Annotated in this window: 10 protein-coding genes; all 10 read right to left on the bottom strand. The window is 61.6% G+C overall.

Annotated elements, in window-relative coordinates:
* Nucleotides 1–4: 4 nt before the first annotated feature.
* Complete coding sequence (gene tssM / locus ACJ8PE_RS02345) at nucleotides 5–3,484, bottom strand: type VI secretion system membrane subunit TssM (RefSeq protein WP_033643653.1); 3,480 nt, start codon at nucleotides 3,482–3,484, stop codon at nucleotides 5–7.
* Nucleotides 3,485–3,519: 35 nt separating this feature from the next.
* Complete coding sequence (gene icmH, locus ACJ8PE_RS02340) at nucleotides 3,520–5,031, bottom strand: type IVB secretion system protein IcmH/DotU (protein ID WP_197761198.1); 1,512 nt, start codon at nucleotides 5,029–5,031, stop codon at nucleotides 3,520–3,522.
* Complete coding sequence (tssK, locus tag ACJ8PE_RS02335; protein ID WP_021505816.1) at nucleotides 5,028–6,386, bottom strand: type VI secretion system baseplate subunit TssK; 1,359 nt, start codon at nucleotides 6,384–6,386, stop codon at nucleotides 5,028–5,030. The genes icmH and tssK overlap by 4 nt, the downstream gene beginning before the upstream one ends.
* 1 nt (nucleotide 6,387) lies before the next feature.
* Nucleotides 6,388–6,873 (bottom strand): type VI secretion lipoprotein TssJ, encoded by a 486-nt coding sequence (locus tag ACJ8PE_RS02330; protein WP_232095014.1) that lies wholly within the window; start codon nucleotides 6,871–6,873, stop codon nucleotides 6,388–6,390.
* Nucleotides 6,874–6,903: 30 nt separating this feature from the next.
* Nucleotides 6,904–7,269: a PAAR-like domain-containing protein gene (locus ACJ8PE_RS02325; RefSeq protein ID WP_197761196.1), complete on the bottom strand. Its 366-nt coding sequence runs from the start codon at nucleotides 7,267–7,269 to the stop codon at nucleotides 6,904–6,906.
* Nucleotides 7,270–7,275: 6 nt separating this feature from the next.
* Nucleotides 7,276–7,890 (bottom strand): DUF3540 domain-containing protein, encoded by a 615-nt coding sequence (locus tag ACJ8PE_RS02320; RefSeq protein WP_033643657.1) that lies wholly within the window; start codon nucleotides 7,888–7,890, stop codon nucleotides 7,276–7,278.
* The gene (locus tag ACJ8PE_RS02315; protein ID WP_232098705.1) at nucleotides 7,883–9,037 is read right to left on the bottom strand and encodes a pentapeptide repeat-containing protein; all 1,155 of its coding nucleotides are present in this window, start codon (nucleotides 9,035–9,037) and stop codon (nucleotides 7,883–7,885) included. Before ACJ8PE_RS02315 ends, ACJ8PE_RS02320 begins: the two co-directional genes overlap by 8 nt.
* On the bottom strand, nucleotides 9,027–11,252 hold the full coding sequence (locus tag ACJ8PE_RS02310; protein ID WP_404768843.1) for a DUF2169 family type VI secretion system accessory protein: 2,226 nt from the start codon (nucleotides 11,250–11,252) through the stop codon (nucleotides 9,027–9,029). The genes ACJ8PE_RS02315 and ACJ8PE_RS02310 overlap by 11 nt, the downstream gene beginning before the upstream one ends.
* Before the next feature lie 12 nt (nucleotides 11,253–11,264).
* Nucleotides 11,265–13,526, bottom strand: a complete 2,262-nt coding sequence (gene vgrG, locus ACJ8PE_RS02305; RefSeq protein WP_197761190.1) for a type VI secretion system tip protein VgrG — start codon at nucleotides 13,524–13,526, stop codon at nucleotides 11,265–11,267.
* A gap of 64 nt (nucleotides 13,527–13,590) precedes the next feature.
* On the bottom strand, nucleotides 13,591–16,176 hold the full coding sequence (tssH, locus tag ACJ8PE_RS02300; protein WP_033643660.1) for a type VI secretion system ATPase TssH: 2,586 nt from the start codon (nucleotides 16,174–16,176) through the stop codon (nucleotides 13,591–13,593).
* Nucleotides 16,177–16,188 lie beyond the last annotated feature (12 nt).

Here is a 16,188-nt window from a genome sequence, read left to right as displayed (position 1 = left end):
GTGTTTACATCGCTTTCGGGCACGAGAATCCTCGCAACGCCCGTGACCAAAGTGGGAAATCTTTCATCGTCGAGCGCAATTCCAGTTTGAGCACGCCCACCACCGACGACATCGACATCGTCAGCTCTCGCCTGTCGCTGGCGAGCGGCACGGGATTGCTGGCGTCGAACATTCGGAACAAGGCCCAAGGCCCGTCGAAACTGGCGACCTGGATCTGGCCGGTGCCGGTGCGGAAGGTGAGTCGAACATAGCTGCCGCCTTTCGGGCCCGGCCAATCGATACGGGTAGGCTGGCTGAAGCCATGGCTGTAGTTAATCACCTGCCCATCGATATCCAGGGTCGCTTCCGTAATGGTCGGCGTCAGGGACAACGGCCTGATGAACATGGAGAAGGACAGCTTGTCGCCGGCGGTGAAGAAGGTATCGCGGATCAGGCGGGCATTTTCAAACGCGCCCAGCGTGCTGGCATTGACGATCCCCTCTGAACCCGGTTTGGCATTCCATTTCTGCGCGTTGACGTCCACATAAGGGGCCAGGTTCTCATCGAAGAACTGCTGCATCGCGCCGCTTTGGCCAAACATGCGCGAGAAGTCCTCGATGCCGACCTCCGCTCTGGCGTTGCGCGAGAACGGATAACGCCCGCTGATGCTGCTCTTGCACAAGCCGGAGGCCAGCGACGAAGCGCCTTTGCTCAGGTTCTTTTGGCTCTGCTGAATAGTCTGGCTGTCCCCGACCTGCAACAGATCCATCATCACGCTGCGCACCGGTTCCGGCTGGCGCGCCGCATCCAACTGCAGACGCTTCAGCGTGCCTCCGGCGGGCACCACCTGGCCGCCGCGCAGCGAGGTGGACAAGGTGGTCAACTGGCTGTACAGCGCTTCGAAACTGCGGCTCAGCGGATCGTTGCTGGCGTTGGTAGTCTGCAACAGCTGATAGCCCAGACGGCGCAGCAGCTCGAAGCGATCTTCCACCGCGCGTTCCGGCGTGAGACGAAAACGCGCTCGCTCGCCGGAAATCTCGCCGAGGATGTCGCGCCGCTGCTGCTCGATGCGGTTGCGCTGGCGATCGAACCAGCTTGCCGCATCGCCCTGGTTGGTGCCGGTCATGCTGGTTTCGCGCGCGGCGAAGCGCACCAGATTGGCCAGCGGGGAAGAAGGGTCGGACAGTTGACGCGCCAGGATCGCCGCATCCTCAAGCCCGTTGACCGGCCGGGCGCGCACGTCGCGCATGAAAGCATCCCATTTGTCGGCATACTCGATGAGGTATAGCTTCCTCGCCTCGTCGGCCAGCTTCTGCGCCGATGCCAGCGAGTTCACCGCGTTTTTCCCTTCCGCGCTGTCGCGCAGCACCCAGGACTCTTCTTCGATCATGTCCTTGGCGGCGTCATCGAGCTGCGCCAGGAAAACGTCGCGATAGCTGGCGCGGGTATAGAACCCCGGCACGGCGGTATCGGTGACCGTCGCCTGGCTCTTGCGGCGCAGCATCAAGGAGACGTTCGGCCCGGCGGCGTCGGCTAACGAAATATCGTTGATCGCCGCCGGCAACGGTTTCTCTTCGATGCGGCGCACCACCCGCACCTGCATCGGAATGTTCATCGCTTTCACCCGCGCCAGGCGCAGCAGATCGCCGTTCATCTTCATGACCGGCGCGTCCGGCAAAGAGAACATCTCCCGCAGATGGTAAGCGAAGATGCCTTTGTTCATGTCGGTGTAACCCTGCGGCATAAAGGTTTCCCAGCGCGCCATGAACCAGTCGACCAAGGCTTCGGCGGAGCGGTGCGAAGGTTCGCCCATCATCAGGTACACTTTCAGGGTGCCGTAGACGTCCTTGTTGGACGCCGAGACGTCATTCTTGAGTTCGTCCGCGATATAGTTTTCCACCGCCGGCCAGAAGATCTGCAGCAAATGGCGTTGGTAGGTTTTTTGCGCCGCGCTGTTGATCAGCTTGTGCTCGAAATAGGGATTCGGCACCGGCGACACTTCGCCGCCCAATTGCGCGTTCATGTACCCCAGCTGCTCATAGGCGGAAATGACATCGTCGCTGACGCGGTTAGTCACCGGAATTTCGCGCACGATGCGCTTTGTCTCATCGAAGCGCGCCGCAATGTAGGAGATGTAATCGCTCTCCCACAGGTAACGCATCGCCAGCAGGTTAAACGAGACCGCCAACAGAATGAGCACCAGCACATAGCGGCCCAGGGAGCTCATGCGGCTGCCGAGCGGCCTGGCGTGCGAAGACTGCTGCATCACCCCGCGTTCTTGCCGGGCGTAATCCAGCTCCGGGTGATAAATGCGCCCGGTCGGGCGAGCTTCATAGATATCCGCCGCTTCCGCGTTGTAGATCGCCCCCTGCGGCGGCAAGGCGATGGTGCTGCCCAGCCACACCTGCTGCAGATGGCAGGCGTAGCCCACCGGCGTTTGCGGGAAGATCTGCTCTAACAGGGAATACAGCGGGTTGCCCAGCGACCCCAGCGATTCGGTGAAGAACAGCAGCTGTTGGCGGTTTTGGCCGTCCGGCGCATCGTGCAACAGTTCGAGCACGTGATGGCTGACGCGCGCCACCATCTCCCGGTAGAGGGTTTCATACTGCTCGAAGGGGGTTTCTCCCTGTTCGGCGCGGTTCAGGCTGAAGCCCATGCCTTTTTGCAACAGATCGTCGCCCAGCATGGACAGGAAGGTCTCGCCGCCGACCAGTTGATCGAGGTGGCTGATGGTGAGATAGACCGGCAGCTCACTGCGGAACCACGAGGCCATCTCCAGCAGGCGAACGCGCAGTGCGTCGGCGACCGACTTTCTCTCCGTCAGCGAGGCGTGCAGCAACCAACGCGCATCCAGACACAGCATGATGCCGTCGATGCCCGGATGGCGGCGATGGCGGCGGATCAGTTTGAACAGGGTGTCGCGCGCCCTGGCGCCCTCTTCCCCCAAGCCGTTCAACTGCAGCCATTCGCCGGAGGTGTCGACATACACCGAATTCTCCGCCAGCCACCAGTTGCAATCCTGGGTCGGCCCGACGTCCACCGTCTGCTGCAGGCCATAGTGCTCGGCCAGCAAGAAGCGTTCGCCGCTTTCGCCGATCAGCGAGGTTTTGCCGCTGCCCGGCGGCCCGATGACCAGAAACCACGGTTTTTCGCTGACGTAACGGCGCGTCAGGCGGTATTTGAAGCGCTGCCAAGGGGTGCGCTGCTTCGCCGTGCCGACGTACTGCAAGGTGCGCAAGGCGTCGTAAAAGCGCGAGGTCACGCGATCTCGCTGGGCGGTCTTGCGTTTGGCCGGGGCCGGCGCTCGCGCGTGGCGGAACACCCAGGATAAGAACGTCGCCACGAACGGCCACAGCGCCCAGCACAGGATCAGCGCGATGATGATGCCCCTGACCCAGACCGACAGCAGCGGCCGATAGGTGCCGATGGCGATCAACGGCCCAATCCACCACACCACCGCACACAGCAGCAAGGCAATCACCAATATGAATGATCTACGTATCATATAATTTCCTTATTATCTCTACGCCGGCGGATGTCTTAGTTATCCTCGGGGACCTCGGCGGCTACCCCTGCCTGATTTAACGTTGCAGACGGTGAAGCCATCTCCCTCTCGCCGATTTTCCAAAGGATGTCCACGCGGCGGTTGCGGCGGCGCCCTTCTTCCGTCGCGTTGTCGTCCAGCGGTTCCTGATCGCCCTTGCCGACCGATGTCACGGTGCGGTTGTATTTACTGTTGGCCAAGGATTCGCGCAGCTTGTCGGCGACCGTCTGCGCGCGAGCCTCGGACAGTTTCAGGTTGGAGTTGTTGGAGGTGTTGCGATACGGTTTGTTGTCGGTATGCCCGATGACCTCCAGATCGCCCGGCCACGGCGCCAGCGCTTCCCCCAAACGCTCAATGTTGCGTTTCTTTTTAAACTCTTCCGACAGCTTCGACTGCCCGGTGGCGAACGCGCCGTCGGAGGTGAAGATCAACAGCCAGCCGCGCGGATCGGCGCGCACCTCCAGCCACCCTTCGCTGAGGATTTGCGGCAGCGGCTGCGGCAGCGTCTCCATGATGTTGATTTTGCGCGGCTGCGGCGGTGTCCAGGCCAAAATGGCGTTGCGCAGCGCGCGGGACTGATCGTGCAGATACCAGGCGGCCGAGGCATACGCCAGCAGCGCGATGGCCAGGCCGTAGCACAGCAGCTTCAGCGGCGTGATGCGGGTCGCCTTGCGCACCACGTTGCTCGGCTCGGCATCGGCCAGCGTCTGCGTCGGGTTCTGGCTATACAGATAGCCGTCAAGACGGTTGCGCACGTCGGCCAACAGCACCGCGCCGCGCTCCATTACGTGGTATTGCCCTTCGAAGCCCAGCGACAGGATCAGATCGTAAAACGCCAGGATCTCCTTGTTGCGCGGCGAGGCGGCCAGATAGGCCTGCAGGTGCTCGAAGCACTTTTCCCCGCCCCAGGCGTCGCGATAAAACTCCACCAGCAGGCTGAGATTCAGTTCGCCGGATTCGAGCGTGCTCATGCAGCACTCATCCACGTAGGAGCACAGCAGATAGGCCAGCTTGTCCACATCGCTCGGCGCAACGTGATCCGCCAGCAGCGTCTGCTGGAATTGTTGGATCTCGCGCACGATCTGCGCGCGCACCGCGCCCGGATTCAGCTGTTTCTGATCGCGCACCCGCTCCACCTGCAGCAGGACCGGGATAGCGGCGGCGATCAGCGGGTTGTCCCAATGGCCCATCATCACGCCGGGCTTGCTCAGCGCGGCGCGGCCAAACAGCCCGCTCGAGGTCGGCGCCGCCTCGGCCGGGCGCTCGCCCGGCGCGGGCTCGCCGTTTTCCGGCGCAACGCTTTCCGCTTCATAAGGCTTGGGTTCGGGGGGCGTCGCCACCCCGGCGCTTCCCGGCCGCAGCTTGGCGGCCAGCGCCCGCGCGCCGAAGGACAGCGCGGCGATCTCCGCCGTCGTTTTGCCCACCGAGCCGGACGCGGGAAGGCGCGGCGTCGCGTTGTTGCGCGTTACCGCCATCGCCTCGCGTATTTTTCTCTCGAATTCGTTCATCCCACCCTCCCTTGCCTTAATCCCCAGACGTCAAAACGCAGGTCGGGGAAATCACCCACGATGCTGAGCGCCATCGCCGAGCCGGCCATCATTTCCTTATAAATCGGGTCGGCATGATCAACCTCGAAATAGATGCTGTTCGGGTAATACGGTATGTGCCGCGGCGGCGAAGCCATCGGCAGCAAGCGAGCGCCCGGTAATTGCAGATCGATCAGCTGAATGATTTTCTCGACCGGCCCCAGTTTGACCTGCGCGGGGAAGTACGAGCGCAGATGCTCGATGGACAAACCGCAGCTGACGGCAAACACCAGTTTTTCCAGCCGCAGCTGCGAGTCGTTCGGGCACAGATAAATGCTGTCGCCGCGATCGATAAACGGCAACGCCACCGCCGGCGCTTCGATCACCAGCGACAGCGCGCGGCGAATCGAGGCGAACAGTTGGAAGTAGCAGTTGTGCGGTTCATCGTGCAGATACACCAAATCGGCCCGATCCCAGAGGCGTTCGCCGCCGGGAATGATGCTGAGCCGCCCCAACAGGCTCAGCAACGTGTCGAACAGGGTTTCAGGATGCACCTGCGGGCTGGCCAGCAGTTGGCTGATGCGCAAATTGAACTCGCTCAAGGTTTGCAGCAACAGCAGTTCCAGCAGCTCGGAAAGCCCGCCGATCGTCATATGCACGTCCGGGCGGAAAACCGACTCCAGACGCTGGCTGATCAGCCCAAGCAATTCGGTGGTGAAAGCGGGCAGCCAGCCGATGGCGCGGAAATCCAGCATCGGCGGCAAGGCGCGCTCATCCAGCAGCACCCGACGATCGCTGGTCAGCTCGCGCACGAAACCGACCGGCAGCACGCTTTCCGCGCTGCTGACCGCGTCCTCCAGGCTTAGCCGCGTCACCAGGCTGCCCAGTTGCATCGTGCACACGCGCGGGGTCCCTTCCAGGCTGACGCCGTGGTTGCGATCCGGCACCTCGGCGTCCATGGTGCGAAAACGGCTGCTTTTTCGCGCATCCTGGATAAGATCGATCTGGGCATTGCCGGCGATATCCATCAGCACGGACAGGCACACCACTTTCCCCTGGCAGCCTTCTCCCAGCACCAGCGGCGGCGGCAGCGGAATATCCTCAGGCATGCTGAACGCCGTGCCGTCGGGGAAAACGCCCTTGGCTTTCTTCAGCGCAAACTTGCCCTGTTCCAATAGCCCGTTGTCGATCTCCAGCGTCAGGAACCCCCAGGTGAAGGTTTCGACGCTGCGCAAGCGCGCTTCAATCAAGTGCTCGAAAAAACGTTCCTGCTGCTGGAAATGCTGCGGTTCCATCAACATGCCTTCTACCCAGGCGACGCGTTGTTTAGGTAACATGTCATTCATCCATTTTGTCGTTAGTCACTATGCTGAGTGACGTCATCCCCACCATCACCTTCATTTGCGAATCAGCCTGCGCAGGGGACTTTTGCTCGGCGAGCGGCAACACGCCGCTGATTTGCTGAAACTCCGCCCCGACGACGACCCATCGCTCTTGCCCCGCCGGCACCTCGAAGCGATAACGCAACGTCTCCCTCGGTTGCAAAATGCTCTGGTGCCGGCTCAGCGCCCCTTCCGACGGCGCCGTCTCGCGGCAAGGGGCGCCGTCGCCAATCCCCTCAGGCATCCACCCCGAGCGATTGGTTTCTATCACGCACACCTTGACCGGCTGCGCCTCCCCGGCGGCATTCGGGTTCACGTTGTCGTTGGCGGTCACCTCGACGTCGATAAACCGCAATCGACGCCCCGCATCCGCAGCCTCATCGTGAGAAAACCAGCTGCATCCGCCGAGCATCCCCACCGCCAACAGTCCCCCTGTCGCCATCCCCCGGAGCGTTTTCACCATGCTGAACTCCTATGCATTAACGAAACATTTGGTCTGGCTCGGCGCGACCTGAGTGCAGACCATGTTGTTGTTGTTCGTCGTGCTGGAATCACCTAACCGCGTGACCGGCATGCCGCCGGTGAAATACTTTCCCGATCCCTGCACCGGCTGCATCTGCGCCGAATGCGTCCCCGAGGCGGCGCCGATCACCCCGCCCGAATCGACGGTGGCCGCGCGAATGCTGCCGAGGTTCTGTTCATTGCCGCCGCAAAGGAAATAGTTAGGCACATTCGGTATGCCGGTATTGTTGGGCGCGGTATTCGGGCCCGGCGCCGGGATCATCGGGTCACAGCCGGCAAAGCTGATCCCGGCCGTGTTGTTGTTGGCTGCGGTCATGATGACTTACCCCATATGTATCTGGCCGCCATCGATCTTCAGCACCGCCGAAGACTTCAGGGAACCAATTTCACTGTTGATGACGAGGGATTGCCGCGCATCCTGAATGATGTGCTTCGCCAGCACCTCGTCGGTTTCCTCCACCCGCCGGCTCGCGTGCTTGCTGCGCACAAACAGGCGTTGAGAGATTTGGTGCAGCGTTTCGGCGACCCAACGGCTGCTGCGCGTCAGCAGCGTGAAGTGCGGGCTGCGCAACGTCAGCCGCTTGCCGCCCTGCAGTTCGATCTCCGGCGCCACGATGCGCAAGTTGGCGCAGCGGCTGTCCAGCGTCATAACGGCGTTCGCCTGTTGCCGCGACAAGATCTCGGTGATGACCAACTTGTCGCCGTCGGCGATGACGCAAACGCGATCGCCCGCCAGCGGCTGAACCAGGCAGCTGGTGGCGACCGCCAGACAATGGGCGCGCATGCCGTCGACATACAGACCGCCGTTGGCGTCGGCCGCCAACGTCACCACCTTGCGCCCCCCTTGTTCGGGAAGCGGAGCGCTGCGCACCAACTGCAAAGGCGTCACCCTGGCGTTGGCATAGACCTTCTGATGCTCTCTTCTGGATTTATACATATCTGCTTACTCCTGTTGGCCGTTGATACGACGGTTGCCGCGGCCCCGGTTGTTGATGCGCATACCAGGCGTCGATCGCACTCAAGAACGGATCGGCGGTAAGCGGCACGTTTTCGGCGCGATGACGCTGCGCGCCATGCAGGCGAGCGCTCTGTTGCTGAGCGGCGGTCAACGGCTGTTCGATCAGGTTCGCTTCCCGCAGTTCGGCCTGCTCAAGATTGGCTAACGCCAGATCGCACGCCCTGAATTCCGCTTGCATCAGCATGGCGCGCCCCCAGTTGGCGCCGCCCATCGCGCATTCGCTGAACCGGGCCTTCTGCCCCTGCGCCAGGGTCAGCGTCGCGCGTTCGAAATCGCAGCGCAGCGCCTGCGCTTCGGCGAAGATCGCCGAGGTCAGATCGCTGTCGGCGAACGAACACCCCTCCAGCTCGCTGCGGTGAAAACTGGCGCCCTGCAGCTGTAGCTGAGCCAAAGTGCAGCCCGACAGGCGGCAGGTGAACCAGATGCGCGCCTGCCCCGCGATCGTCTGCCAGCTGCACGTCTCCAGCCGGCAGCTCCCCATGATGTGGCGCTCGAGGGTCGACGCCTGCCACAGGCACTGCGTGAGCTGGCAGGCGTACCAGTTGGCGTCCTGTATCACGTCCTGATGAAACATCAGGTTGGTCAGGGTGCTGGACTGCACGGCCAGATGCCCAAGGCTGCTGCGTTCAATTTCCGCGCCGTTGACCTCGCACCGGATCAAACCGCAGTCATCCAGCAGACAATCGCCGACGTAACACCCCTGCAGCGTGGTGTCGTTGCACGCCAAATTGCACAGCAGCCCCTGTTGCAGCGTCAGGTTCTCAAACCGGCATTCGTTGAACGACAGGCTTGTCAAGTTGCCTCCGACCACGTTGACCTGCTGCAGGGTGCAGCCCTCAAAGCGCACCGCCCGCAAATCACAACCTTCAAACGTGACGCGTTCGAAATGACAGTCGATGAAAAAGCAGTCGCTCAGCGTCAACCCTTTCAGCTCGCGATCGTGGAACCGGCGTTTCTTGAAGAGCCGCGGCATGGGCGGCGTCTGCGCCACCGCCTGGGCGACTTCCAGTTCGATCGCCTCTCGATCAGGCAGCGCCTGTTGAATCACGCGGCGTTCAGTTTTCATGCGCATAGTCCCCCTGAATAATTCTGCGCGGCACCCAACACGCGCGCTCCAGCAGGCAACCGCTGTATCGCGTGCCGGCGTCCTGCCAGGTCATCGCCAGATTTGCCGCCGCCAGGTTGCACTGGTCAAATTCCGCATCGCGCAGATCGGCGTTATAAAACAGACCTTGCTGAGCGCTGCTGTTTTGCCAACGTGAGTGCGTCAACAGGCTGTCTTTGAACCGCGCGCCGGCCAGGTCGCAGCCGGCGATCGCGCAGGCCGTCAGATCGGCCTCGTCAAAGTTGCATTCAGTGAAAACGCTGTACAGCAGTTGGCACCTCTCCATACGCGCCGCTTTCAACCCCACTTTGGTGAAACAGCTATCGCTGAACACGGCGTGGGAAAAGTTCGCCTGCATGCCCGCCGTCAGGCTCTCGACGCGGCAGCGTTCGAACCGCACGCCGCGCCAGTTGCCGCCAAGGAACGAGTTTTTGGTGAGCGTCATCTCCAGCGCAACCGCCTCTTCGGCGAGGCAGCGGTTAAACACGCACGCGTCCAGCTCGCCTTGCAGAAACTGCGCGCGGATCAGCGTCGCGCCATTAAACATGCCGTTGCCGATCGCCGCGTGTTCAAAGCGGCTCGCGGTAAAATCACCCCGCTCGAAAACGCAGTTATCCAGCTTCACGTGGTCGGCGCGCAGACCTTGCCCCTGAGGCTCCGCCAGCGTCACCCGTTCGAAGACCGCCTCTTGCCACACGCTTTCCGCCAGCAACGGCTTTTGCAGCGTGCACGAGATCATGCGGATCTGGCGCAGCGCCGCCTGCGTCAAATTGACCGCATCAAAAACGCAGTTTTCGAAGGTGCAGCTGTCGAGGGAAGCCTGCGAGAAATCGCAGCGCTCAAAGCGGCACTGCAGAAAATGCCGGCCCGACAGCGCCTCGCAGCGCAAACCGCTGAAGGTCTTTCCTTCCACGGTCGCGCTATCGGGGAAAAACGCGTCATTGCCGTCTTCGGCGGGAAGATCCGGCAAATCGGGCAGCGTCACGGAAGCCGGCTCCGCCGCCGCTTGTTGCTGGTGCAAGGCGATCGCCTCGCGGATGCGTTGATAGAACACGGCGGAATCGCCCAGAGAGGTGGGCGACGGCTCATAACGCAAGTCGCTGGGGTGATCCGACACCGCCTGGATGACGTTCAACCCCATCTCCGCCGGCATCAGATCCGGATCGAACAGAAACTCAAAGGGCGAGGCGTCATCGTCGCTGCGCTTGCGGAATACCTGTTGGAAATAGTCGAACGAGCGCGGCGCATCGCAGCGATCCAACGCCAGCATGACGGACTCGATGGACTCGTCCAGCAGATGCGTCAACGGCGCATTGCCGGTGAAGATAAGCAAAGCGATGTCGCTGTCGGGCAGGAACCACAGCGTTTTGCGCTGCAGCTCGATTTCCTCGAGGCTGTCGCTATCGTGACGGCGGATGAATGCCCGCCCGTGCACCGCCGGCAGCTCGCCGCGAATCGCCTCGCTTTGCGCGCCGACGCCCTGCAGCTCGAAGGGCACCCGATCCGGCCACGCCGCTTCCGGCAACCACTGCGCCGGCGGCGCCATCTGGAAATAACGCCGATCGATAGTAGCCGGCAGCCCGGGGAAGGCCGTCTCGAGATAGGCTTTGCCGGCGATCTGGCCCGCCACCTTATCGATGTGCGCCTTGCGCAGCGCAAACTCGTGCGGCACCGGCGCCGGCGCCGCCAGCGGAGAGCGCTCCTGCGCGGTCCCCTCGGGGGACAGCGTCATCAGCAGCGGCCGCAGCCCGTCATTGCAGCCACGGCCAAACGGGTTCTCCTTGTTGTCTTTGCCGCCCCAGGCGGAGGTGTGATCCAGCGGCACGCTGAGGAAGGGTTCCACCTCCATCGCGCCGCGCCGCCCCTCGCCCTCGACCCGCCAACGGCGTTTCAGCCCGCCGATGTCGGCGCTGACATTCAGCGTTTTTACCGGCTGACCGATGCCGGCATGGCCGGCGATCAGGTATTCGGCGAACGGCTTCGGCTCGGCAACATCCAATATCGGCAGGCTGAGCGGCACGCGCTTCCACGCCTCCCAGATTTCGGCTTCGTTCACGAAGTGTTCAGGCCGGGACAGGTAGCACCCGGCCACGACGCTGATGCCGAGCCGGCTGTCTGTCCCGATCTGGTAACTTCCTTTAATCGCCACCAATTGCTGTGGCCGTATGATTCTCATTGCCGCGCCTCGTTAGTTTTTGCTTTGCATCCCGACTTTTTTCAAGTCGACGCCAGTCTCGGACAGTGACGCGCCGGTATAACTGATGGACACCCCTGTCGTGCTGGTGCTGCTGCCGGTATTGCTGACGCTGCTGCCGGTATTGCTCACGCTGCTGCCGGTGCTGCTGACGCTGCTGCCGGTGGTGCCGACGCTGCTGCCGGTGGTGCTCACGCTGCTGCCGGTGGTGCTGATGCTGCAGCCGGTGGTGCTGGTCGACGATCCGGTGGTGCTGATGCTGCAGCCGGTGGTGCTGGTCGACGAACCTGTGGTGCTGACGCTGACGCCGGTAAAGCTGGTGCTGCTGCCGGTCTGGCTGGTACTGACCGTGGTGTAGCTGTTGCTTTCACCGGTCATGCTGTTGCTGATGCTGGTGAAGGAGTTGCTTTCACCGGTCATCGAGTTCGACACGCCGGTGCAGCTGGTGCTCTGCCCGGTAAACGAGGTGCTCAGCCCGGTGAACGAGGTGCTGACGCCGGTAAATGACGTGCTCACACCGGTGAATGAGGTGCTGACGCCGGTGAACGAGGTGCTCACGCCGGTGGCGGAGAGACTGACGCCGGTCAACGACGCGCTGACGCCAGTGATCGATGCGCTGAACCCGGTGATGCTGAAGATGTAATCCTTGTAAGAAACGTGGTTGGTGAACCAGTCGGTGAAGGTGCGGCGGATGATATCGAACTTGTCCATCCCCACCTCGGTGGCCTGGTTGCGTTCCACCGTGGTTTGCAGATCGCGCTCGGCGTGCAACATGACGCGTTCGTTGTTGCGGTTGTCATCGAAGGTCAGCTGGCTGGCATGCTGCGGCTTGCCGAAGCGCAGCGAACGCGACACCATGCCCGAGTAGTTGATGTATTCAGGCAACTGATAAGGCGGCGGGTTATCGCCGTTATAAACGATACCCGTCACCATCGGGCGATCGAGATCGCCGTCGACATAGGTCACCAACACTTCCTGGCCGACGCGCGGCATGGCGATCACGCCCCAGCCTTTCCCGGCCCAGGCCTGCACCACGCGGATCCAGCAAGAGCTGTCCTCCTCGGTGGTTTTGTAGCGATCCCAGTGGAAATGCACGCGGATGCGCGCAAATTTGTCGGTATGCACTTCGGAGTTGGGCGCGCCGACCACGGTGGCGCTCTGGATGCCCGGCATCTGCGGCTTTGGCGTTTCGCGCAGCGGGCGGAACGGCACGTCGTCGTTCAACGCATTGAAACGGCAGGTGACGTTGCGGCCGTCGCTGCTGCTGTCCGGGCCGTCTTGCACGAACACATAGTCGCAGCGGGTCAGTTTAAAGCGGCGGTTGCGGTTGGCGTCCGGGTGCAAAATCAAGGAGAAATCCTTGCCGGCCATCAGCCCGACGGCGTTACTCTCGCCAAACAACAGATGGCCGTCGCTTTGCATTTCCTCAAGGCGCAGCCGCGCCAGGTTTTCACCGCGTTCGGTATCCACATAACCCGCCGCGTAGTCGTACCATTCCAGCGGGGTGTTCTGCAGGCCGAGGCGGCTCTCTTCCACCTTGGTTTGCAGGTTCTTGCGCGGGTTCTGGAAGTCAAAGTCGCGCAGCACGATTTCATTCGGGCGCACTTTGCGGGAGCGCTGGATGCGCTGGATCCCTTCGCGGATGGCGCGGTTTTCTTCGCTGTCCGGCATGAACGGCAACACGGCGTAACCGAAATCCAGATCGTCGAAATTCTGCCGGTCGGTGATCACCAGCGTGTGTTTATCCTCGGCGTGATCGAAGTAATACCAGATGCCTTCGTCTTCAAGCAGGCGGCTGATAAACGCGAAATCCGTTTCAGAAAACTGCACGCAATATTCACGCGTCGGATAAGTGCCTTGAATATCCAGACGGTAGTCGGCAAAACCGTAGCGCGAGAAGATTTGCTCGATGATGTCGAGCACGTTCAAATCCTGAAAAATGCGGCTGTTGCGGTTCTGCATCAAAAACCACAGCCAGGTGCTCAGCTCCAGCTTATAAACGAACTTATCCTGATGCTGCCCCGAATCGGAGGCACCGATCACGTAAGCGTAAAACGGCCGCGCGCCGAAATCCGGCCTTTCTATTTGAATGCTGATCCCTTGACCCAGCAGAGATTCATAATCAACGTCCGCCTGTTCACATTCGAATTCGAGCGTATATTGCGAGTTGCTCGACAACCCTTCTTTGGTGGTGAAGCTGAGTGGAAACGCATTTAATTCGGCTAACACCGGGTTATCAATTTCGATTAAAGGCATAACAACCTCTCTGATCCGATATCGAACCCCGCCCCGCGTTTGCGGGCCGGCGGCAAATTAAAAATCAGTCGAAATAAACACTTAAACTATCGTTCTCGACCATGAGTTGGATATTCTGCAGTTCCTGTCCCGTCCGTTTGCGCTGCAACACTTCATTGCTGATAGGCGGCAAAATCGCCTGCTGCAGCAGCGACTCGACCGCTCTGCCGCGCGAAGGATGGGCGCTGATGCGTTTGGCTATCCAGCCTGGAATGTCGCCTTCCAGCACCAGCGACACGCCTACTTCTTTGTGCAAGCGCTGTTGTAAACGCGAAATCTGTTTGGTGGCGATATGGGTTATCGCTTCGGTGGAGAGCGGCACGTAGGGAATGACGTTCATGCGCGCCAACAGCGCCGCCGGGAAGAAGCGCGCCAGCACGTCGTGCAGCATCGGCCGCAGCGCTTCGGTTTTCAGGTCCGGCGTTTCCGCCAGCGTCGCTTCTATTTCGCCGGCGCCGATATTGCTCGTCATTAAAATGAAACACTGGCGGAAGCTGATCATGCGGCCCTCACCGTCTTCCATCACGCCCTTGTCGAAGACTTGATAAAACGCCTCGTGGATATCGGGATGCGCCTTGTCGAATTCGTCGAGCAAGACGATGGAATAAGGTTTGCGGCGCACCGCCTCCGTCAACTTGCCGCCCTTGCCGTAGCCGACATAGCCCGGCGGCGCCCCCTTCAGGGTGGAAACGGTATGCGACTCCTGAAACTCGCTCATATTGAAGACGATCAGGTTATGCGCGCCGCCGTACATCGCCTCCGCCAGCGCAAACGCGGTCTCCGTTTTGCCGACGCCGCTCGGGCCGGACAGCATGAAAACGCCCAATGGCCGATCGTGCGCCTGAATGCCGGCGCGGGAGATGCGCACCGCCTGCGCGATTTCATCGATCGCCGTCTGCTGGCCGAATATCTGGCGGCTCAGCAGTTGGTTGAGATTGAGCGCATTGTCCAGATCGCTTTGCAGCATGCGGCCGGTGGGGATGCCGGTCCAATCCGACAACACCTCCGCCACGACGCGGTCATCCACCCACGGATACACCAACGGCAGGCCGCCGTCTTGCAAGGCTCCCAGCTCGCTGGCCAGCTGCGGCAAACGCTCCGGCGACTGCCGCTCCGCGTCGAGCAAGGTGGTGACCGCCTGTTGCTCCTGCGCCTGCCGCTGACGCAGCGCATCCAGTTCGCCTTCCATGTCGCTGAGGGTCTGCTGCAATTCAGTGATGCGGGTAAGCGCCAGATCGTCGAATTTGCTTTCCTCCTGCAGGCCGTTCATTTCGGTGCGCTTCACCGCCAACCCGGCCTCGAGCGACTCGATTTTTTCAGGCAGCGCATGCTGGCTCAGCGCCACCCGCGCGCAGGCGGTGTCCAGCAAGCTGATGGCTTTGTCCGGCAGTTGCCGCGACGGCAGATGGCGCAGCGACAAATGCACCGCCGCCTGCAGCGCCGACTCGCGGATCTTGACGCTGTGGTGCTGCGCAAAATGCGGGGCGATGGCGCGCATCATGTTCACCGCATTCTCTTCGTCGGGTTCAGAAACCAACACGTACTGGAAACGGCGCGTCAGCGCGGCATCCGGCTCGATGAACTGTTTGTATTCCGACCAGGTCGTTGCCGCCACCATGCGCAGCGCCCCCCTGGCCAACATCGGTTTCAACAGGTTGACGGCGTCGCCGGTGCCGGCCTGCCCGCCGGCGCCCACCAGCGTATGCGCCTCGTCGCAAAACAGGATCACCGGCACCGCCGAATGCGCGATGGCGTCGATCAGCGCTTTCAGGCGCGATTCGAATTCGCCCCTCATGCTCGCCCCGGCCTGCATGCGCCCCAGATCCAAAGACAGCAGGCGAGCGCCCTGCAGCAGCGGCGGCACCTGCCCCTGGGCTATCTTGCAGGCCAGCGCTTCCGCCACCGCCGTTTTGCCGACCCCGGCTTCACCCACCAAAATCGGGTTGTTCTGCCGGCGACGCAGCAAGATGTCGATCACCTGGCGCAGCTCCGCTTCGCGGCCAATCACCGGGTCGATTTCACCGTCGCGCGCCTGGCGGGTCAGATCGGCGCACCATTTATCGAGAATATCGACCGTCTCGGACGCCTCCGGCGCATCGCCGTGGGCGCTGTAGACCTCTTCTTCCTCTTCCTCATGCTCGACGGACTCCGCCAGAATCGCCGGATAATCGTCGAACAGCTGCGGGATCGGCAGTTTTTTGAACTCGTCGCTCAGCCGGTACAGGCTGCGCTGCAACGTGGGATCCTGCAGAATACCGACCAGGATATGAATGGTGCGCACCCCGCCGGACGGCGTTTCGGCGAGCTGGCTCATCAGCAGCCCTCTTTCCACCACCGTTTCCAGTTGCGTCGACAGGTCCACCACCGCATTCGTCCGGTTAGGCAAGGTATGAAGAATGCGATCCAACGCATCGCTGATGCGCTGACTGTTGATGGCGTAGTGCGCCAGGATCATCGGCAAGTCGCCGCGCTCCTTGTCCACCAAGACTTTCAGCCAGTGTTCCAGCTCCACGTATTCGTGCCTGAAGGTTCGGCACAGCTTGGTCGCTTCGACGAACGACTGATAGGCAAAGTGGCCCAATCGCGAAAAAAGACGTTCTCGTTGATACACCTTAAATTTCCT

The organism is Serratia sp. CY74737, from assembly GCF_052166775.1.
Taxonomy (GTDB): domain Bacteria; phylum Pseudomonadota; class Gammaproteobacteria; order Enterobacterales; family Enterobacteriaceae; genus Serratia; species Serratia ureilytica.
This window is presented reverse-complemented; position numbering and strand designations above follow the sequence as displayed.